Annotated in this window: 18 protein-coding genes and 1 tRNA gene; 9 read left to right on the top strand and 10 right to left on the bottom strand. The window is 73.5% G+C overall.

What is annotated here, in order from left to right; all coding sequences use genetic code 11:
* Positions 1 to 76 precede the first annotated feature (76 nt).
* The gene (locus ABD954_RS15485; RefSeq protein WP_345486619.1) at positions 77 to 1468 is read right to left on the bottom strand and encodes an RNA-guided endonuclease InsQ/TnpB family protein; all 1392 of its coding nucleotides are present in this window, start codon (positions 1466 to 1468) and stop codon (positions 77 to 79) included.
* Positions 1469 to 1626: 158 nt separating this feature from the next.
* Here ABD954_RS15485 and ABD954_RS15480 point away from each other — a divergent pair.
* Both ABD954_RS15480 and ABD954_RS15475 read left to right on the top strand, forming a co-directional pair.
* A tRNA-Thr gene (locus ABD954_RS15480) sits at positions 1627 to 1705 on the top strand.
* Positions 1706 to 1798: 93 nt separating this feature from the next.
* Positions 1799 to 3886, top strand: a complete 2088-nt coding sequence (locus ABD954_RS15475; protein ID WP_345486618.1) for a restriction endonuclease — start codon at positions 1799 to 1801, stop codon at positions 3884 to 3886.
* Between the two features lie 54 nt (positions 3887 to 3940).
* Here ABD954_RS15475 and ABD954_RS15470 read toward each other — a convergent pair whose 3' ends face one another.
* A complete protein-coding gene (locus tag ABD954_RS15470; protein ID WP_345486617.1) occupies positions 3941 to 5332 on the bottom strand; it encodes an NAD(P)/FAD-dependent oxidoreductase in 1392 nt (463 codons plus the stop codon).
* A 45-nt stretch (positions 5333 to 5377) separates the two neighbouring features.
* Here ABD954_RS15470 and ABD954_RS15465 point away from each other — a divergent pair, with 45 nt between their 5' ends.
* From ABD954_RS15465 to ABD954_RS15455, 3 genes are all read left to right on the top strand, one after another.
* Positions 5378 to 6355 carry an aminoglycoside phosphotransferase family protein gene (locus ABD954_RS15465; protein ID WP_382745552.1) on the top strand — a complete coding sequence of 326 codons (978 nt, stop codon included), beginning with the start codon at positions 5378 to 5380 and terminating at the stop codon, positions 6353 to 6355.
* Between the two features lie 19 nt (positions 6356 to 6374).
* Positions 6375 to 6851, top strand: a complete 477-nt coding sequence (locus ABD954_RS15460; RefSeq protein ID WP_345486615.1) for a GNAT family N-acetyltransferase — start codon at positions 6375 to 6377, stop codon at positions 6849 to 6851.
* Between the two features lie 123 nt (positions 6852 to 6974).
* Complete coding sequence (locus ABD954_RS15455) at positions 6975 to 7310, top strand: hypothetical protein (RefSeq protein ID WP_345486614.1); 336 nt, start codon at positions 6975 to 6977, stop codon at positions 7308 to 7310.
* A 23-nt stretch (positions 7311 to 7333) separates the two neighbouring features.
* Here the strand turns inward: ABD954_RS15455 and ABD954_RS15450 are convergent, their stop codons facing one another.
* Together ABD954_RS15450 and ABD954_RS15445 are read right to left on the bottom strand one after the other, a co-directional pair.
* Positions 7334 to 8317: a zinc-binding dehydrogenase gene (locus tag ABD954_RS15450; protein WP_345486613.1), complete on the bottom strand. Its 984-nt coding sequence runs from the start codon at positions 8315 to 8317 to the stop codon at positions 7334 to 7336.
* A gap of 238 nt (positions 8318 to 8555) precedes the next feature.
* Positions 8556 to 9728, bottom strand: a complete 1173-nt coding sequence (locus ABD954_RS15445; RefSeq protein ID WP_345486612.1) for an NAD(P)-binding protein — start codon at positions 9726 to 9728, stop codon at positions 8556 to 8558.
* A gap of 105 nt (positions 9729 to 9833) precedes the next feature.
* Between ABD954_RS15445 and ABD954_RS15440 the strand changes: the two genes are divergently transcribed.
* Complete coding sequence (locus tag ABD954_RS15440; protein ID WP_345486611.1) at positions 9834 to 10496, top strand: pentapeptide repeat-containing protein; 663 nt, start codon at positions 9834 to 9836, stop codon at positions 10494 to 10496.
* 35 nt (positions 10497 to 10531) lie between these two features.
* On the opposite strand, the gene ABD954_RS15435 is transcribed toward ABD954_RS15440, so the two are convergent.
* From ABD954_RS15435 to ABD954_RS15420, 4 genes are all read right to left on the bottom strand, one after another.
* Positions 10532 to 11032 carry a hypothetical protein gene (locus ABD954_RS15435; protein ID WP_345486610.1) on the bottom strand — a complete coding sequence of 167 codons (501 nt, stop codon included), beginning with the start codon at positions 11030 to 11032 and terminating at the stop codon, positions 10532 to 10534.
* A 171-nt stretch (positions 11033 to 11203) separates the two neighbouring features.
* Positions 11204 to 12418 (bottom strand): FAD-dependent monooxygenase, encoded by a 1215-nt coding sequence (locus ABD954_RS15430; RefSeq protein WP_345486609.1) that lies wholly within the window; start codon positions 12416 to 12418, stop codon positions 11204 to 11206.
* Positions 12419 to 12783: 365 nt separating this feature from the next.
* Positions 12784 to 13413, bottom strand: a complete 630-nt coding sequence (locus ABD954_RS15425; protein WP_345486608.1) for a response regulator — start codon at positions 13411 to 13413, stop codon at positions 12784 to 12786.
* Positions 13410 to 14567, bottom strand: a complete 1158-nt coding sequence (locus ABD954_RS15420; protein ID WP_345486607.1) for a sensor histidine kinase — start codon at positions 14565 to 14567, stop codon at positions 13410 to 13412. The genes ABD954_RS15425 and ABD954_RS15420 overlap by 4 nt, the downstream gene beginning before the upstream one ends.
* A gap of 279 nt (positions 14568 to 14846) precedes the next feature.
* Here ABD954_RS15420 and ABD954_RS15415 point away from each other — a divergent pair, with 279 nt between their 5' ends.
* Both ABD954_RS15415 and ABD954_RS15410 read left to right on the top strand, forming a co-directional pair.
* Positions 14847 to 15395 carry a GlcG/HbpS family heme-binding protein gene (locus ABD954_RS15415; RefSeq protein ID WP_345492207.1) on the top strand — a complete coding sequence of 183 codons (549 nt, stop codon included), beginning with the start codon at positions 14847 to 14849 and terminating at the stop codon, positions 15393 to 15395.
* Between the two features lie 302 nt (positions 15396 to 15697).
* Positions 15698 to 17092, top strand: a complete 1395-nt coding sequence (locus tag ABD954_RS15410) for a M1 family metallopeptidase (RefSeq protein WP_345486606.1) — start codon at positions 15698 to 15700, stop codon at positions 17090 to 17092.
* A gap of 133 nt (positions 17093 to 17225) precedes the next feature.
* Here the strand turns inward: ABD954_RS15410 and ABD954_RS15405 are convergent, their stop codons facing one another.
* Entirely contained in the window at positions 17226 to 17801 is a 576-nt protein-coding gene (locus tag ABD954_RS15405; RefSeq protein ID WP_345486605.1) for a TerD family protein, read from the bottom strand.
* Between the two features lie 126 nt (positions 17802 to 17927).
* Between ABD954_RS15405 and arfB the strand changes: the two genes are divergently transcribed.
* Entirely contained in the window at positions 17928 to 18365 is a 438-nt protein-coding gene (arfB, locus tag ABD954_RS15400; RefSeq protein WP_345486604.1) for an alternative ribosome rescue aminoacyl-tRNA hydrolase ArfB, read from the top strand.
* A 33-nt stretch (positions 18366 to 18398) separates the two neighbouring features.
* On the opposite strand, the gene ABD954_RS15395 is transcribed toward arfB, so the two are convergent.
* On the bottom strand, positions 18399 to 18986 hold the full coding sequence (locus tag ABD954_RS15395; RefSeq protein ID WP_382745554.1) for a flavin reductase family protein: 588 nt from the start codon (positions 18984 to 18986) through the stop codon (positions 18399 to 18401).
* Positions 18987 to 19213: the final 227 nt, after the last annotated feature.

Genomic DNA, 19213 nt, shown 5'->3' with positions numbered 1-19213 from the left:
ACCCCATCAGCACCGGTCTCACATGAGCTCCACAGGCTTCCGGCCGACGGCCCGTCGGTCCGTGACGCATGTCCTGCTAGGAGACGAGTGCGACCTCGGGCAGCTCGGAGGCCCTGATCAATGACGGCACCGGCCGTCCCGGCGGCAACGCCATCGCCACCAGCCGGTACAGGCACAGTCCCTCGTCCCGGAGGTTCACCGCCGCGTTCCGGTCGCGCCCGTGCACCGCACCGCACTCGCCGCAGGCCCACTCCCGTACCGAAACATCCAGCCGCGGCCCCTTCGTACGGCACGCCGAGCAGCGACGCGTCGACGGGAAGAACCGGTCCACCACCACCAGCGTCCGCCCGTACCACGCGCACTTGTAGCGCAACTGCCGCAGCAGCTCGCCCCAGGCCGCGTCCTTGATCGACTGGTTCAACTTCGCCTTGCGCCGCCGACCCTTGCCCCTCGCCGGGCGCATCAGATTCGCGATCGGAAGATCCTCCACCACGAGCACTTGGTTCTCGCGCACGAGGCGGGTGGTGAACTGATCCAGCAGATCCCTACGGACATCTCCGATACGGGCGTACAACCGCGCGATGCGCTCCCGCGCCTTTCCCCTGTTTCTCGAACCCGGTTTCTTCCGGTGCAGATCCCGCTGCCGGCGCGCCAGCTCCTCCCCGTATTTCTTCAGCAGGCGCGGATGCCCGAGCATCGCTCCGTCGTCCAGCGTCACCAACGCCGCCAGACCGAGATCGATCCCCACCGCCTTCGGCGCCGAACCACCCGGCCGGAACACGGGCGGCAACGGCTCGATCCGCTCCTCGACCAAGACCGAGAGGAAGAACCGACCGGCCCGGTCCCGCGTCACCGTCAACCGAACCGGAACCTGTCCCGACGGAAGCGGACGCGACCAGCGCACATCCAACGGAGCGGACTGCTTCGCCAGCGTCACCTGCCCCGTACCCGGCCGCTCAGGATCCTCGACCCACCGGAAGCCCGTCCGCACATATACCGCGCAATCGCGCGACCGTCCCCTCCTCTTCCGCACGGGATGGCGAGCCGACTTCCGAAAGAACCGCTGGAACGCCCCGTCCAGATGCCGCAACGCCTGCTGCAACACCGTCGACGACACCTCCCGCAACCACTCCCGCTTCCACCCCGTCAGTGCCCGACACGTCTCCGCGAACCCGACGGAGACTCGGTGCCGCTCCCAGGCGCCCGAACGGAGCGCCAGGCCCTCGTTGTAGACCCAGCGGCACGCGCCGAAGGTCTGGATCAGCTGCTCGACCTGTTCGGGGGAGGGGTAGAAGCGGTAGCGGTAGACCCGCTGGTGTGTGCCCGCCTCTTTCGTGCGGCGCTGCGTGGGGACCGCGTCCCGTCCTTGGTGCTTGCGGCGGTCGGCGATCGGCAGCGCGTCACGTTTCACGCGCTCGGCCTCGGCGCCGACGGCCCTGGCCGGCCCCTCCTGTGATCGTCTTGGCATGACCCCTCCCCGCCCTGCTGTCCGATAGTCGGAACGGCACTTCAGTCCGATCAACGAACGTGTGGACGGACGGTTACGGTGATCTCGAAGTTATTCATGGCGGTTCGCGCCGCTGTGTAGAGTGGTCGTGCTTCGCGCGCGAGAGCGTCGTGAGGCGTGCCTCCTTAGCTCAGTCCGGCCCAGAGCGATGTACTTGTAATACATAGGTCGTCGGTTCGAATCCGACAGGGGGCTCCACCGAACTCGTGTCCCGGACCTCTCAGGTCCGGGACACTTGTGCGTTACGGGGGTGTGTGCGCGAGGGGTGTTTTCCGGGGAGGGGTGCGGCGGATGGGCCGGCGTTCCAGTGGGTTGATCGGGGCTTGGGCCGAGGCGCAGCGGGTGGCGCAGCGGGAGCGCGAGGGGCAGTTGCAGGCGGTGGTGCGCCGGCAGCGGGAGGCCGAGCGGAGTCAGCGGTCGTACGAACGTGATGTGGCGCGGATGCAGCGCGAGCAGCGGGCGGAGTACCGGCGGCACCGGGACGCTGATGCGTTGCGGCGGACGCGGGAGCTGGACGAGCGGGTGGCGTTGCTGGAGGGGATGCTGAGCTCGGGCTGTCGGCAGGTGCCACTGGGCGTGGAGTCGTTGCGGCAGTCGGAGGAGATCGAGCCTTTTGCGCCGGGGCGGCTTGCGGAGCCGGTGGCGATGCCGGACCAGCGTCTTTACCGGCCGCGAGGGGCGGCCTGGACGGCGGCGGGGCGGGCGCAGGAGGAGCAGGAGGCTCGGGCGGCCTTCGAGCGGGACTGGTATGCGGCGCAGGCGGCCGAGGCGCGGCGGGTCGAGCAGTTGGCCGCGTATCGGCGGCAGTACGACGAGTGGGCTGCTGCGCGGCTTGCGGAGATCCGGGAGCACAACGGGGGGATCGCCGCGATGGTGGAGGCCCTGCGGGCCGGGGAGCCGGAGACGGTGGTGGAGTTCTTCTCGGCGGTTCTGTACGCGTCGGGGGCTTGGCCCGAGGGATTCCCGCGGGAGGTGTCGGCGGCGTACGACCGGGAGGCCCGGCGTCTGGTGCTCGACTGGGAGCTGCCGGGGTACGAGGTGGTGCCGGCGGCGAAGGGGATCAAGTACCTGCCGAGCACGGACCAGGAGAAGGAGGTCGCGCGGCCCGTCACGCAGCGGCGGGCTCTGTACCGGGATGTGCTGGCGCAGTGTGTGTTGCTGGCTCTCCGGGAGCTTTTCGTGGGGGATCGCTTCGGAGCCCTGGAGTCGGTGGCGCTGAACGGGTTCGTCGAGGGGGTGGATCCGGCGACCGGGGTGGCGGGCCGGGTCTGTGTCGCGTCGGTGGCGGTGGAGCGGTCGGTCTTCGAGCAGCTGAACCTGGAGCTGGTCAGCGCGGTGGACTGTATGACCGGTGCGCTGTCGGGGCGTCTGTCGGCGAAGCCGGACGAGCGGGTGGCCGTGCTGCCGCTGTTGTCGCCGGAGCGGGTGGGGTCGGAGGTGGTGTCGCACGGGGACGGTGAGGAGCCGGATCTGCTGGCGATGGATCCGATTGCCTTCGAGGGGCTGGTGGCCGAGTTGTTCCGGGCCCGTGGGCTGCAGGCGGTGACGACGCAGCGGTCGAACGACGGTGGGGTGGACGTCCGGGCGCTGGATCCGGATCCGATCAGTGGCGGGTCGATCGTCGTGCAGGTGAAGCGGTATCGGAACACGGTGCCGCCGAGCGCGGTGCGGGACCTGTTCGGGACGGTGCAGGACGCCGGGGCGAACAAGGGTGTCCTGGTGACGACGTCGAAGTTCGGCCCGGGGTCGTACACCTTCGCCAATGGCAAGCCGCTGACGCTGATCTCGGGGACGGAGCTGGTGGATCTGCTGCATCAGCACGGGCTTCGGGGGCGGCTCGGGACGGGGGCCGTGGAGCGGGTGGCCGTGGCCGAGGCGCCGGCCGAGCAGGACGAGGGGTTCAATCTCCTCGGCATGGTGTGGTCGGGGTCGGTGGCGCTCGATGTGTGTGCGCTGGTGTGTGCGGGGAGCCGGGTGCTGGGGGACGAGTGGTTCGTGTTCTTCAACAACCCGGCGACGCCGGACGGCTCGGTGGCGATGGTGACGGCCCCGCGGGGTGACAAGGCGGCGGTACGGGTGGGCTTCGATGCCCTGCCTCGGCGGGCGGACCGGCTCGTGCTGGTGGCGGCGGTGGATCCGGAGGTGAACCCGGAGGCGGACCTGGCGGGGTTCGTGGAGGCGGGGATCGTCCTGCGGGACGACTCGGGTGCGGAGTTGGACCGGTTGAGGGTGTCGGAGGGGCGGGCGGGCGAGTCCGCGCTGGTGCTCGGTTCGTTCCGGCGGCGGGAGGGCGGCGACTGGGACTTCGTCCTCGGTGGGAAGGGGTACCGCGGGGGGCTCGCCGAGCTGGTGGGGGATTTCGGGATCGAGGTGGAGTGAGGAGGGGCCCTGTGGTGCCCCCTCCCGGGCGGCACCACAGGTCCGGCGGCCGGGTCAGCGGCCGCTGAGGCGGTTGGCCAGGGTTGCCACGCGGTCGGTGGTGGTCGTGCGGGCCGTGGATTCGCGGCGGTCGGCGCCGCGGAAGGCCGCGTACATCGTCTGGACGCCGAGCCAGCGCAGTGGTTCCGGCTCCCATTTGCGCACGCGGTGGTCGACCCAGGGCAGGGTGGTCAGGTCGGTGGGGCCGGACTGGCCGGAGTCCTGCTGGATGAGGTCGCGCAGGGTGCGGGCGGCGAGGTTGGTGGTGGCCACGCCGGAGCCGACGTAACCGCCCGCCCAGCCGAGGCCGGTGGAGCGGTCGAGGGTGACGGTGGCGCACCAGTCGCGGGGCACGCCGAGGACGCCGGACCAGGCGTGGGCGATGCCGACGCCCGCGAGCTGCGGGAAGAACCGGATCAGGATCTCGCGCAGGGCGGTGATCGTCCGTGGCTGGGTGCGGCCGTCGTTGTCGGTCTTCGAGCCGTAGCGGTAGGGGACGCCCCGGCCGCCGAGTGCGATGCGGCCGTCGGCGGTGCGCTGGGCGTACATGTAGGCGTGGGCCATGTCGCCGAGGGTTTCCATGCCGTTCCAGCCGATGGAGTCCCACTGGGCGTCGGTCAGCGGCTCGGTGGCGATCATGGAGGAGTTCATCGGGAGCCAGGTGCGGCGCTGCCCGGCGAGGGAGGCGGTGAAGCCCTCGGTGCAGCGCAGCACGTAGGGCGCGCGGACCGTGCCGTACGGGGTGACGGCGTGCTTCGGGCGGATCTCGGTGACCGGGGTGGATTCGTGGATGGTGACGCCGAGCGCCTCGACGGCGGTGGCGAGGCCCTTGACGAGCTTGACCGGGTGGAGGCGGGCGCCGTGCGGGGTCCAGGTGGAGCCGACGGCGCCGGTGACGCGGATGCGTTCGGCGGTTTCGCGGGCGCCGTACAGTTCGCGGTCCTTCTCGCCGAAGGTGAGCTCGGCGGCGTGGAATTCCCTGAGGCGGGAGAGCTGGGCGGGGGAGTGGGCGACCTCCAGGACGCCGCCGCGGTGGATGTCGGCGTCGATGCCCTCGGCCGCGCAGACGTCGATGACCTCGGTGACGGTGTCGTTCATGGCGTGCTGGAGGCGTACGGCGGCTTCGTGGCCGTGCAGCCGGGCGTAGCGGTCGCGGCCGGCGATGCCGTTGTAGAGCCAGCCGCCGTTGCGGCCGGAGGCGCCGTAGCCGCAGAAGGCGGATTCGAGGACGGTGATGTCGAGGAAGGGGACGGCCTTCTTGAGGTAGTAGGCGGTCCACAGGCCGGTGTAGCCGCCGCCGACGATGCAGACGTCGGCGGTGCGGTCGCCGGGCAGCGGTTCGCGGGGCGGGGCGGCGCCCTCCTGGGCGTACCAGAACGAGATGCCGCCGTTGACCGTGCTGCTCATGTGTATCCCTCTTCCGGGTCCGTGGGCGGGAGGTTACCGGGGGCGGTGGAGTTTAGGGTCGGTCGGGTGATCGAGATTCCGGCGGAACTGGCGGCGTCGCAGGCGCGGTACAACGGTGAGGCGGGGCGGGCGTTCGTCGCCGCGCTGCCGGGGCGGGCGGAGGAGTTCCTCGGCCGGTGGGGGCTGCGGGTGACGGGGCCGTCCCTGTACGGGGTGGCCTCGCTGGTGCTGCCGGTGACGCGGGACGGTGTGCCGGCCGCGCTCAAGCTGCAGCTGCTGGACGAGGAGTCGGAGGGGGAGCCGGTCGCGCTGCGGACCTGGGACGGCGCGGGGGCGGTTCGGCTCCTGGAGCACGACCCGGGCACGGGCACGATGCTGCTGGAGCGGGCGGACGAGACGCGGCACCTGTCGACGCTGGGGGACTCGAGGGAGGCGGTGCGGATCCTGGCCGGTCTGCTGCGCCGGTTGGTGGCGGTCCCGGCGCCGCCCGGGCTGCGGCGGCTCGGTGACGTCGCGGCGGACATGGTGGCGGCGACCCCGGCGGCCGCGGCCCGGCTGGGGGCCGAGGACGCGGCGCTGCTGCGGGACTGTGCGGCGGCGGTACGGGAGGTCATGGGCGAGCCGGGGGACCGGTTGCTGCACTGGGACCTGCACTACGACAACATCCTGGCCTCCGAGCGGGAGCCGTGGCTGGCCATCGATCCGAAGCCGCTGGCGGGCGATCCGGGCTTCGACCTGCTCCCGGCGCTCACCGACCTGTGGGACGAGGCCGGGTCCGGGGGCGCGGCCGGGGCCGGGAAGGGGGCCGGGGCGGGGGCCGGGGGCGGTGTGCCGGATCCCGGGGAGGTGCTGTGGCGCTTCGACCTGCTCACCGAGCACCTGGGCCTCGACCGAGGGCGGGCCGTGGCCTGGACCCTGGGCCGGGTGTTGCAGAACGGCCTGTGGGACGTCGAGGACGGTGAGCCGGCCCTCGACCCGGACCAGGTGTCCATCGCGCGGAACCTGCTGGCCCGGCGGGGGTGATCCGGTGCACTCTGACTCCATGATCCGTACTGCCACGCCTGCCGACGTTCCCGTCGTCCACCAGATGATCCGCGAGCTCGCCGACTACGAGAAGGCGCTCGACGAGGCCCGCGCGACTCCGGAGCAGCTCCACGAGGCCCTCTTCGGCGAACGGCCCGCCGCCTACGCCCACATCGCGGAGACCGCCGACGGCGAGGTGGCGGGCTTCGCCCTGTGGTTCCTCAACTTCTCCACCTGGCGCGGGGTCCACGGCATCTACCTGGAGGACCTCTACGTCCGCCCCGCCCTCCGCGGCGGCGGCCACGGCAGGGCCCTGCTCGCCGAGCTCGCCCGCATCTGCGTGGAGCGCGGCTACGAGCGCCTGGAGTGGTCCGTCCTCAACTGGAACGCCCCCTCGATCGCCTTCTACGAGTCGCTGGGCGCCCGTCCGCAGGACGAGTGGACGGTCTACCGGCTGACGGACGCGGCGCTGAAGGAGCTGGGGACGAGGGCGTAGGGCCAGGGGCGCTCGCGGGCCGGCGGCGCGAGCCGGCGGGACGGGTGCCGGCGTCGGCGGCGGGGGACCGGCGTTGGCCGGCCGGTTCGGCGGGAGACCCGGCGAGACGGTAGGAAGGGGGGCATGGACATGGACATTCAGCAGCGGTTCGAGCGGATCACCGCTTTCATCGAGGCGCGGCTCACGCCGCTCTTCGACCCCGAGAACGGCAGTGATCACGGGTTCGGGATGGACGACACCTCCCGGGCGCTGCGCGCGCTGCGGTACACGGTGCAGGCGGCGTCGGCCGTGAACGGGCTCGTGGAGAAGCGGGAGTCGGCGCCGGAGCTGCGGCAGGTGGTGGACCAGGCGTTGGAGCACAACTGGGACGTGCTGCGCTCCGTCGCCCGGATGTGGGAGGACCACCCCGACTTCCTGAAGGAGTTCAAGGGGCACTCCTGGGACGTGCTGGGGGTCTGACGGGCCCTCAGTGGTCGGGAGGCTCAGGGGATCAGGACCACCTTGCCCATCGTGGCCCTGGTCTCCAGGGCGCGGTGGGCCGCGGCCGCCTCGGAGAGGCGGAAGGGTTGGACCGCGGGGCGGAGGGTGCCCTCGGTGGCGGCGGCGAGGGCGGCGAGTTCGAGGGTGCGGATGTCGCCGCCGGCCTTCTGGAGCATCACGGGGCCGAGGACCGACGTCGACGTGATGCCGCGGGCGGTCTGCTCCTCCTCGGTGAGGGTGAGTTCCGTGCCGCTGGACCAGCCGAAGACGAGGTGCTGTCCGCCCTTGCCGAGGAGGTCGACGGCGGCGCGGGCCGTGTCGCCGCCCACCGAGTCGAAGACGATCGTCGCCCGACGGTCCCCGAGGTGGGAGCGGACCTGTTCCGGCCAGCTCGGCTCCTTGTAGTCGACCGCGAGGTCCGCGCCGTTCTCCGCGACGCGGGCGGTCTTCTCCGGGCCGCCCGCCAGGCCGATGACGGTGGCGCCGGCGTTCTTGGCGTACTGCACGAGGAGCGTGCCGATGCCGCCCGCCGCGGCCGGGACGATCGCGACCGAGTCGGGGCCGAGTTCGGTGAACTGCAGGATGCCGAGGGTGGTGCGGCCGGTGCCGATCATGGCGACGGCCTCCGCCTCGCCGAGGTGGTCGGGCAGGGGGTGCAGGCGGGCGGCGTCGGTGACGGCGAGTTCGGCGTAGCCCCCGGGCGCCATGCCCAGGTGGGCGACGACCCGTCGGCCGAGCCAGGCCGGGTCGGTGCCGTCGCCGAGGGCGTCCACCGTGCCGGCGACCTCGCGGCCGGGGACGGTGGGCAGTGGGGCGGGGGCGGGGAAGGGGCCCGTCTCGCCCTGGCGGAGCACCGTGTCGAGGAGGTGCACGCCGGCCGCCGCGACCTTGATGCGGACCTGGCCGGGGCCCGGGACCGGGTCGGCGGTCTCCTCGTAGCGGAGGTTCTCGGCGGGGCCGAAGGCGTGGAGGCGGATGGCGTGCATGGTGGCTCCCCTGTGGCTCGGGTGGGTGGGCGGGCGGTGGCGGGCGGGTGCGCGGTGTGATGCCGCGTACGCGTGGTGCGGTGCGGTGCCGCGTACGCGCGGGGTCGTGCGGTGCCGCGTACGCGTGGTGCGGCGGTACTGCGGTGCTGCGGCGTGCCCCCGGCCCCGGCCCCGGCCTCGGGCCCCGTGGCTCCGTGACCCGGGCCCCGGACCCGGTGGCGGAGCCCAGCTTTCAACCTCAAGCGGAGTTGAGGTCAAGGGCCCGCTGCCGCAGCGCCAGCGACACCGCCTCCACCGCGCTCGTGAACGACACCTCCGACAGCACGCCGGGCGCCGCGACCTGGTCGCCCACCACGTAGATCCCGTCGCCCCGGTCGATCGCCGGCCGGTCGCGCCAGGTGGTGCCGGGCCGGTCGACCGCGCCCGTACGCCCGGTGGAGACGGCCGCGCGGCGCCACACCGTACGGTCCCGCCAGCCCTCGAAGCCCAGGTCGAGCAGCCGCTCCGCGTGCGCGACGCCGTCCGCCCGGGACTCGCCGGGGCCGATCGGCAGCTGTGCCTGGATCAGCTGCTCGCCGGCCGGGGCGAGGCCCGGGTCCTGGGCCGTGAACCGTTCGACCCATCCCGGTGCGTCGAGGTCCGAGATCGCGAACGGGTCGCCCTTGCGGGTCCGCAGCGCCAGGTCGAACAGGACGGTACGGCCGGACTCCCAGGTCAGCGACGGGTCGTCGAGGAGCCGGGCGGCGGCCGGCAGGGAGGTCGCGACGATCACCGGGCCGTCGGCGAGCGGCAGGTCGCCGAGGGCGTCGATCCGGGCCGAGGTCTCGATGCGCACGCCCAGCTCCCGGGCGCGCCCGGCCATCCGGTCGACCAGCCGCCCCCAGCCGCCCTTGACGTAGTGCGCCTCCGGCGGGACCGTCGCGGCCCGGTGCAGCCGCTCCTGCACGAAGCGGGCCGAGAGCGCGCCCGGGTCGTGGTGGAAGAGTGCGACCCCGCTGTACACGGCGGCCGCGCGGGCCGTGTCGGGGCCGGCGAGCCGGCCGGCCCAGGTCCTGAAGTCCAGGTCCACCGGCGCCCGGTCGGCGCCGCGGAGAGCCTGGCGCAGGAAGCCGAGCGGCGGCAGGCGGCGCAGGGCGCCCCGGTGGTGGAACCGGAGCCTGGCGGCCTCCAGCGGCGGGAGCGGGGCGAGGGGGCCGAGCAGCCCGCGCTGCTTCAGCCAGGTCCAGTGCGGGCCGCCGTTGTAGAGGGCGTGCGGGCCCTCGTTGGTCAGGTACGGGCCGGCGGCCGTGCGGGCCCGGCCGCCGAGGGTCTGGTGGGCCTCGTACAGGGTGACCTCGGTGCCCGCCTCGGCGGCGGTGACGGCCGCGGTCAGTCCGGCGAATCCGCCGCCGACGATCGTGATCTTCCGCATCTCTCCGGCTCCTCGTGTCGGGTTTCACGAAGGGGACGGGCGGGGCGGGCCGGTTCGTGACATCGCGGCGGGGGCGATGTCAGTGGCGTGGGTCACGATGGGGGCATGAAGCGACGGAGAGTTCCGGAGGTGAGGCGGCCGGAGGTGCGGCTGCCGCCGCTGGAGGCGTACGGGGGCGGCGGTCTGGAGCCGGACGGGGACTACGACGGCGTGGAGCTCGCGGGGCTCGACCTCGCGGGGCAGGACGGGGCGGGGGCCCGGTTTCTGGACTGCCTGGTGCGGGACTGCGGGCTCGACGGGGCGCGGCTGACGTCGGCCCGGTTCCTCGACTCCGTTCTCGACGGGGTACGGGGGGTGGGCACGGACCTGGCGGGGGCGCAGCTGCGGGACGTCGAGGTGCGGGAGGCGCGGCTGGGCGGGGCGCAGTTGCACGGGGCCGTGCTGGAGAGGGTGTGGATCCGGGGCGGCAAGGCCGATTACCTGAACCTGCGGGCGGCCAGGCTGAAGGACGTCCTCTTCGAGGGGTGCGTGCTCGGCGAGCCGGACTTCGGCGGTGCGCGCCTGGAGAGGGTGGAGTTCCGGGACTGCGTGCTCGTCGGGGCGGACTTCGGCGGGGCGAGCCTGAAGGACGTGGACCTGCGGACCGTCCAGCGCCTGGAGATCGCCCGGGGGGTGGACTCGCTGGCGGGCGCGGTGGTCTCCGCGGCGCAGCTGATCGACCTGGCGCCGCTGTTCGCGGCGCAGTTGGGGGTGCGGGTGGAGGACTGAGCCGTACGGGGGCCGGCGGGCGTGCGTGCGCGTGCCTACGGCAGTCGGGGGAAGCGTGTCTGGAGGTCCCACACCACCGGGTTGTCCGCGAGGCCCTCGTGCATGTCGGTGAGGTCGGCGATCAGGTCGTGCAGGAAGTCGCGGGCTTCGCGGCGCAGTTCGGCGTGGTTGAAAGTGAGCGGGGGCTCGTCGCCCGGCATCCAGTCGGCCTCGACGTCCACCCAGCCGAAGCGGCGCTCGAAGAGCATGCGGTCGGAGGACTCGGTGAAGTCGAGCTCCGCGTACTGGGGCTGGGCGGCGCGGCTGCCGCGCGGGTCGCGGTCGAGCTGCTCGACGATGTCGCACAGCGCCCACGCGAAGTCGAGCACGGGCACCCATCCCCAGGCTGTGGACACTTCACGGTCCTTGTCGGTGTCCGCGAGGTACACGTCACCGCAGAACAGGTCGTGCCGCAGCGCGTGGACGTCCGCGCGGCGGTAGTCGGTCTGCGGGGGGTCGGGGAAGCGGCGGGAGAGGGAGTAGCCGATGTCGAGCACGCACTGATGGTGTCATGCCGGACGGGCCGGCCCTGCCGGGCGGTGGGGGCGCGGTCAGGGCCGGTGGGCGGCGCGGGCGGGGCCGGTGCGTGGTTAGTGCCGGTGGGCGGCGCGGGCGGGGTCGGCGGTTGGTCAGGGCCGGTGGGCGGCGCGGGCGGGGTCGGCGGTTGGTCAGGGGCGGTGGGCGGCGCGGGCCAGCCGGGGGCCCAGCCAGCGCTTGAGGCGGCGCAGGGCCTCCAGCCGCTCGGCGGTGCGGTCGAGCCGGTAGTAGAGCTGGGGCGGGATGTGCGGGAGCAGCGGCGAGTGCCGCTGGCCGAGCAGGGCGAACATCCGGGCCGGCTCCAGACGCATGTAGCGGGGCAGGTTCTCGTACCACCGGGCGCTGTAGCGGGCCGCGCTCTGTGCCGAGACGAGCTCGGAGCGGCGCCGGCGGCCGTACGCGGTGAGGGCCGCGTCCAGGGGCGTCGACGGGTCGCGCAGGGCGGCGGCGAGGGCCAGGGCGTCCTCCAGGGCCAGGGTGGTGCCGGCGCCGATCGAGTAGTGCGTGGTGTGGGCGGCGTCGCCGAGGAGGACCAGGTTTCCGTGGTGCCAGGTCCGGTTGGTCAGGGTGCGGAAGGTGAGCCACTGGGCGGGTGCGGCGGTGCCGGCCTGCTCGCCGCGGCCGATCAGGGGCTCGCCGTCGAGGAGGTCGGCGAACAGCTTCTCCAGGAGCCGCAGGGAGTCGGCCTCGTTCATGCGGTCGAGCCCGAGGCCCGTCCAGGCGTCCGGTCCGCACTCGACCACGCAGGTCGACTGCTCGCCGCTGAAGCCGTAGGCGTAGCACCAGATCCAGCCGTGCGCGGTCTCCTTGAAGGCGAAGCTGAAGGAGTCGAAGACCTTGGTCGTGCCCAGCCAGACGTAGTGGTTGCGTCCGCTGGTGACCTCGGCGCCGAAGCGGTCGGAGTGCGCTTCGCGCAGCGCGCTGTTCACCCCGTCGGCGGCGACGACGAGGTCGGAGCCGGCGAGCTCGGGGGCGTCGGGGCCGCTGACGGGGTGCTCGTACGCGACCCGTACGCCGAGCTCCCGGGCCCGGTCGGCGAGCAGTGCCAGCATCCGGCGCCGCCCGATGCCGAAGCCCGCGTCGCCGCGGTGCACGGTGCGCTGGTCGCGGACGATGGCCACGCCGTCGGTCCAGGTCACCGAGGCGGCGACGATCGCGTCGGCCGACTCCGGATCCCCGGCGCGCAGCTTGTCCAGGAGCCCCGCCCAGTAGGTGACACCCCAGCCGTAGGTGGCGCCCGCCGGGTTCCGTTCGTAGACCGTGACCTCGTGGGACGGGTCCTGGCGCTTCATCAGGATCGAGAGGTAGAGCCCGCCGGGTCCGCCGCCGACGATGGTGATCTTCACATGCGCTCCCACGAGAACATGACGCACTGCGCTGAAAGGGGAACGCAGGGTAGCAGCGCGGATCCCGTGTCGCGGGGGAGTCGGGGGAGCGGGTCCGGCCACGCGGGTGAAGAGGGGGCGAAAGGGGGCACATCCGGCTCAACGCCGGGCCCGGCCGGACGGCGGCCAGAGGGCCCGCGGCGGGCCGGGGGGCCGGCCGCGGAACCGCCTCGGGCCCGTACCGTCCCGGCTCCCGGCCGGTACTGCCCCCGCCCCGGGCCCGTACCGAACCCTCCACCCTCCCGGCCCGTACCGCGCCAGGCCCGAACCCTCCCCACTCCCGGCCTGTACAGCCCCCGCCTCCGGCCGTACTGCGCCCCGCCCCGCTACGGCAGCAGGCGCCGTTCCTTCGCCACCGCCACCGCGCCCGCGCGCGTGTCGACGCCGAGCTTGGCGTAGATGCGGCCCAGGTGGGTCTTGACCGTCGCCTCGCTGATGAACAGGGCGCGGGCGATCTCGCGGTTGCCGAGGCCGTGGGCGAGCTGGCCCAGGATGTCGCGTTCGCGGTCGGTCAGCGAGGGGCCCGCGGCGCCCCGCATCCGGTCCATGACGCGGCTGGCGACGGGCGGGGACAGGGTCGTGCGGCCCTGGGCGGCGGAGTGGATCGCGGCGAAGAGCTCCTCGGGGCGCTCGGCCTTCAGCAGGTAGCCGGTGGCGCCCGCCTCGATCGCCCGGGTGATGTCCGCGTCGGTGTCGTACGTGGTGAGGACGAGGACGTGCACCCCGGTCGGGGCGATCCGGCGGGTGGCCTCGACGCCGTCGATGCCCGCGCCGAGCTGGAGGTCCATCAGGACGACGTCGGGCCGCAGGTGCGCGGCCATCGCGACCGCCTCCTCGCCGCTGCCCGCCTCGCCCACCACCTCGATGTCGGGCGCGCTGCCCAGCAGGGCGAGGAGCCCCGCCCGGACCACGGCGTGGTCGTCGCACAGCAGGATCCGTACGGGCGTCGCGCTCACTGTCGTACCTCCAGGGGGATCGCGGCGGAGAGCACGGTGCCCTCGCCCGGCGTGGACTCGATCGTCAGCGTGCCGCCGAGCTGCTGGGCCCGCACCCGCATCGCGGGCAGCCCGTGACCCCGTACGCCTTCCTCGTCCCGCGCCGCCGCCGGGTCGAAGCCGCGCCCGTCGTCGGCGACGTCCAGGACGACCTGGTCGTCCAGATACGTCAGGGTGATCGCCGCCGAGGTGGCCCCCGCGTGCTCGCGGATGTTGGCCAGCGCGCCCTGCGCGATCCGCAGCAGCGCCGACTGCACCCGGTCCGGCAGCACCGCCGCCGTCCCGTCGACCCGGAAGGCGGCCGACTCACGGGTGGCGAGGCCGCGCAGCGCCTCCTCCAGGCCGCCGCCCTCGGCGAGGTCGGCGGGGGCCAGGTCGTGGACGAAGCGGCGGGCTTCGGCGAGGTTCCGTTCGGCGATGGACTCGGCCGTACGGACGTGCCGGCGGGCGGTCGCCGGGTCGCTGTCCCAGGTGCGGTCGGCCGCCTGGAGCAGCATCTGCTGGCTCGACAGGCCCTGCGCGAGCGTGTCGTGGATCTCCATCGACAACCGCTGCCGCTCCGCCAGCGTGCCCTCGCGCCGCTCGGTCGCGGCCAGCTCCCGGCGGGTGCGGATGAGGTCCTCGATGAGCGCCCGCTGCCGGTCGGCCTGCCGTTCGGCGTGCACGAAGACGGCGGTCGCGATGGCCGCGACGGCCGGCGGGGCGATCACCAGGTTCGGGTCGAAGCCGCCGTGCGACAACTGCACCTGCGCGGTGACGACGAAGACCGTGAGCAGCGCGACGAGTCCGAGCGCGGCGCGCGGCGGGAGGGTGCGCAGGCCCGTGTAGAACAACGGCACCGCGCACCAGGCGAAGCTCGGTGCCAGCACCACCAGGACCATCCACACGGCGACGACCGTGCCCAGCCACGCGATCCGGCGGGGTGTGGCGCGGGTGCCGAGGACCGGACCGAGGAGGTAGAGGGAGGCGAGCGCGCCGGAGAGCGCCACGATCCACGGGCTGCGGTCCTCCCAGGGGTGGCGCAGCAGGAAGCGGGCCAGGGAGGCGCCGAGGAGCAGGAAGAAGGCGACGTGCATGACGCGCGCCAGCCAGCGGGCGTCCGGATCCCGGTCCATCGTCCACCTCGTCCACGCGCGTCCGGCCCGGCTCTCGCGCCGGGCATCCGTGCCCGGGTCTTCGCAGGGGGCCGCGGCCCCGGCCTCTGACCTGGGTGTTCGGTTCCATCCTGGCCCAGGGGGACCACGTCGGCATCAACCGTTCGGCTGACCCCTCCGTCCACCGTCCCGCTCGCCGACGGCAGCCGGAACGTGGACCGGACGGCCCGGGTCCCGGGCGGAGGATCGATGGCAGAGCGAACGGAACACCGCCGCCGCCTCGACACCCTGGAGCCCGCCATGAAGAAGAAGTTCCTCCTCGGCACCACCGCCGCCGTCGTCCTCGCCGCCGGCACCTTCGGCGCCGTCTCCGCGAACGCCACCGCCCCGCAGGCCGCCCCGGCCGCCGCCGTCGCCAAGAAGGCCGACGCGGACAACGACCACCTGCGCCAGACCACCCACCTGACGATCGAGGCCGCGACCGAGGCCGCGCAGGCCGCCCTGAAGGCGGCCGAGAGGGAGAACCAGCGGGTCTCCGTCGCCGTCGTCGACCGCAACGGCACCACCATCGTCACCCTGCGCGGCGACGGTGCCGGCCCGCAGTCCTACGAGTCGGCCGTGAAGAAGGCGTACACCGCCGTCTCCTGGAACGCCCCGACCTCGGTCCTGGCGGGCCGCCTCGCCCAGGCCCCGAACCTGAAGGACATCCCCGGCACCCTCTTCCTCGCGGGCGGTGCCCCGGTCACAGCGAACGGCGGCCCGATCGCCGGCATCGGCGTGGCGGGCGCCCCCTCCGGCGACCTCGACGAGAAGTTCGCCCAGGCGGGCGTGGCCTCCCTGAACGACTGACGGGCTCCGGTCCGGACGGGCGTGACGTCTCCTCAGACGGACACCCCGTCACCGCCCCTCCGAGCTCGGCGGCCGCGTCACCCCCCCCCCGAGCTCGGCGGCCGCGTCACCGCCCGCCCCGAACCTCAGTCGCCCCGAACTCGGCGGCACCGGACCCCACCCCCCAGCTCGGCGGCCCCGGACCTCAGTCGCCCCGAGCTCGGCGGCCCCCGAACTCAGCGGCGCCCGGACCCCCGCCGGGCGCCGCTGATCCGTGCGCCCGGCGGGCCGGGACCGGAGCCGGGCCGCCTTAGGATCGGTCGGTGAACACACGCAGCCGAGTCCGCGCGGGGGCCGTGGCCCTCGCCTTCGCCCTGCTGACCGCCGGCTGCACCGGCTCCGGGGTGCGCGGCACCCCGGGCGCCGCCGGCGTGCGCGACCCGCTCTTCCCCAAGCTCGGCAACGGCGGTTACGACGTGAGCCGTTACGCGCTCACGCTGTCCTACGACCCCGAGACCGGCCGCCTCGACGGGCGCGCCGAGATCACCGCCGAGGCCACCCAGGACCTCAGCGCCTTCAACCTGGACCTCGCCGGGCTGACCGTCCGCGGCGCCACCGTCGACGGGGCGCCCGCCGCGGTCAGCCGGGCCGGGAACGAGCTGACCCTGCGGCCGCGCGACGAGATCGACGACGGGTCGGAGTTCCGCGCCACCGTCACGTACGACGGCGTGCCCGAGACCGTCACCGATGCGGACGGATCCGAGGAGGGCTGGCTGAAGACCGAGGACGGGGCCCTCGCGGTCGGCCAGCCGACCGGGTCCATGGCCTGGTTCCCCGGCAACCACCACCCCTCCGACAAGGCCGCGTACGACATCACCGTCACCGTCCCGGCCGGGCTCGCGGCCGTCTCCAACGGCGTGCTCACCTCCCGGCGGAAGACGGCCGACGGCCGCACCACCTCGGTCTGGCACGCGGCCGAGCCGATGGCCAGCTACCTCGCCACCCTCGCCATCGGCCGCTTCGACATCACCACCGGCACCGCCCTCGGCACCGTGCCGGTCCACACCGCCGTCGACCCGGTCGTGGCCGCGGAGACCGCCGCGCTGCGCGCCCGGCTCCCGGAGCTGCTGGAGTGGGGGACCGAGAACTTCGGGCGCTACCCCTTCGCCGCGACCGGCGTGATCGTCGAACGCGACGACGACCTCGGCTACGCCCTGGAGACGCAGACCCGGCCCGTGTTCTCCGCCGCCTCCTTCGACACCTCCACCCTCGTCCACGAGCTGGCCCACCAGTGGTACGGCGACTCCGTGTCGCCCGCGAACTGGAAGGACATCTGGCTGAACGAGAGCTTCGCCGTGTACGCGGAGTGGCTCTACGCGGAGGACTTCGAGAACACCCCGGCGCAGCGGAGCTTCGAGAAGGCCTTCGCGAACGACGCCGCGTGGGCCTTTCCGCCGGCCGAACCGCCCACCGCGGAGGACCTGTTCGGCCCGCCCGTGTACCAGCGGGGCGCGATGGTGCTGCACCGGATCCGGCAGGAGGTCGGCGACGACACCTTCTACGAGATCCTCGCGGGCTGGCCGGCCGGGCACCGCCACGGCACCGCGAGCACGGAGGACTTCACGCGGTACGTGGAGTCGGTGGCGGGTGAGGACCTGGACGGGCTCTGGGACGTGTGGCTCTACGGGGACGGCAAGCCGGCCGGCCCCACCGACTGACCGGCCCCGGAGCCGCCGCGGAAGGACGGAGCCGGGCAAGCGCAGGGCCCCGGCACGGTGCGCCGGGGCCCGGACACGCACGGGTCAGGGGACGTCGGGGTCCCGGCCCGTGCGGTCGTAGGACGCGTACGGGTCAGAGGTTGACGCCGAAGTCGCGGGCGATGCCCTCCAGGCCGGAGGCGTAGCCCTGGCCGACGGCGCGGAACTTCCACTCGGTGCCGTTGCGGTACAGCTCGCCGAAGACCATGGCGGTCTCGACGGCCGCGTCCTCCGACAGGTCGTAGCGGGCGATCTCGGCGCCGCCGGCCTGGTTGACGATGCGGATGTAGGCGTTGCGGACCTGGCCGAAGTTCTGGCCGCGGTTCACCGCGTCGTAGATGGAGACCGGGAAGACGATCTTGTCGACGCCGGCCGGGAGGCCCGCCAGGTTGACGTTGATCTGCTCGTCGTCGCCGCCGCCCTCGCCGGTGCGGTTGTCACCGGTGTGGACGATGGTCTGGTCCGGCGTGGACTTGTTGTTGAAGAAGACGAAGTGACCGTCGGAGACGACCTTGCCGGCGGCGTCGACGCCGATGGCGGACGCGTCGAGGTCGAAGTCGGTGCCCGTGGTCGTACGGACGTCCCAGCCCAGGCCCACGGTGACGGCGGTGAGGCCGGGGGCCTCCTTGGTCAGGGAGACGTTGCCGCCCTTGGAGAGGCTTACAGCCATGGGATGTCCCTTTCTCAGGTCCTGCGAGGTGTCGTCACTTGCGTGACGCATACGGGATAACGCAGAGCGGAGCGCTGCGGTTCCCCCGCGAAAAGAGGGTGACGTACGGCCGGCCGGCCGGGGAACATGGAGGGCATGTCCGGTCCCTATCCGATCCGCGGCTCCGTCTCGCTGCCCGAGGCCGAGCTCCTGTGGCGTTTCTCGCGGTCGTCCGGGCCGGGCGGCCAGCACGTCAACACCAGCGACTCGCAGGTCGAGCTCCGCTTCGACCTGGCGGCGACCGAGGCACTGCCGGAGGTCTGGAAGGCGCGGGCCCTGGAGCGCCTCGCCGGCCGCCTGGTGAACGGGGTGGTCACCGTTCGCGCCTCGGAGCACCGCTCCCAGTGGCGCAACCGCGAGACCGCCGCCGTGCGTCTCGCCGCGCTCCTCGCCGAGGCGACGGCGCCGCCGCCGAAGCCGCGCCGTCCGACGCGGATCCCGCGCGGCATCAACGAGCGCCGGCTGCGGGAGAAGAAGCAGCGCGCGGAGACCAAGCGCGGCCGCCAGGGCCGCGACTGGGGCTGAGCCCGCCGCGCCGCATGCGCGGGGCCGCGCGGGTCAGCCGAGCGTGCGGTACCTGCCGCGGAAGTAGGTGAGGGGGCCGCCCTCCGCCGAGGGCAGGTTCGTGGCGAGCACGCGGCCGATGACGAGCGTGTGGTCGCCGGCGACGACGCGGCTCTCCGTACGGCATTCGAGGGTGGCGAGCGCGCCGCCGATCAGGGGGGCGCCGCTGTGCGGGCCGCGGGTGTACGGCACGTCCGCGAACAGCAGCCGGTCGCTGACCCGGCCCTTCATGGCGAAGCGGCCCGCGACGTGGCGCTGGCTCTCGGAGAGCAGGGAGACGGCCCACACGGGCACCTCGTCGAGCAGGTCGTCCATGCGCGAGCCGTTGCGCAGGCTGACCAGGACCAGCGGCGGGTCGAGGGACACGGAGAGGAAGGCGGTCGCGGTCATGCCGACGTCCTCGCCGCGCGGCCCGTCCTCCGGGTCGTGCGCCGTCACCAGCACCACGCCGGCCGCCAGGCGGGACATCGCTGCCTTGAAATCCTCGTCGCTCACCCCCTCAGCATGAGGGATGGCCAGGTCGAGGGCGTCGGGGGCCCCGAGGGCGAGGGCGGCCTCGGTGGCGAGCGTCTTCTGGAGCACGCTCGCACGCTAGTCCGACCGCGGACGCCCCCGCATCGGGCGCCGGGACCAGACCGGCGTCCCCCGCGGGTCCTAGGACTCGCTTCGCCCGGCCGTTCCACACCGTTCACGCTGGGTTCGCAAACCCCCCGCACACTTTGTGACTTGAGTCACAGACCCCACTATTTGTTGACCCTGTGTACCGGGTGCACAGCTCGCTGTGATTCAGTGGCGGAGACAGTGCACCA

Origin of the sequence: Streptomyces roseoviridis (genome assembly GCF_039535235.1) — a bacterium.
Lineage (GTDB): Bacteria > Actinomycetota > Actinomycetes > Streptomycetales > Streptomycetaceae > Streptomyces > Streptomyces roseoviridis.
Note: the sequence above shows the minus strand (reverse complement) of the source record. Positions and strands in the feature narration are given on the sequence as shown.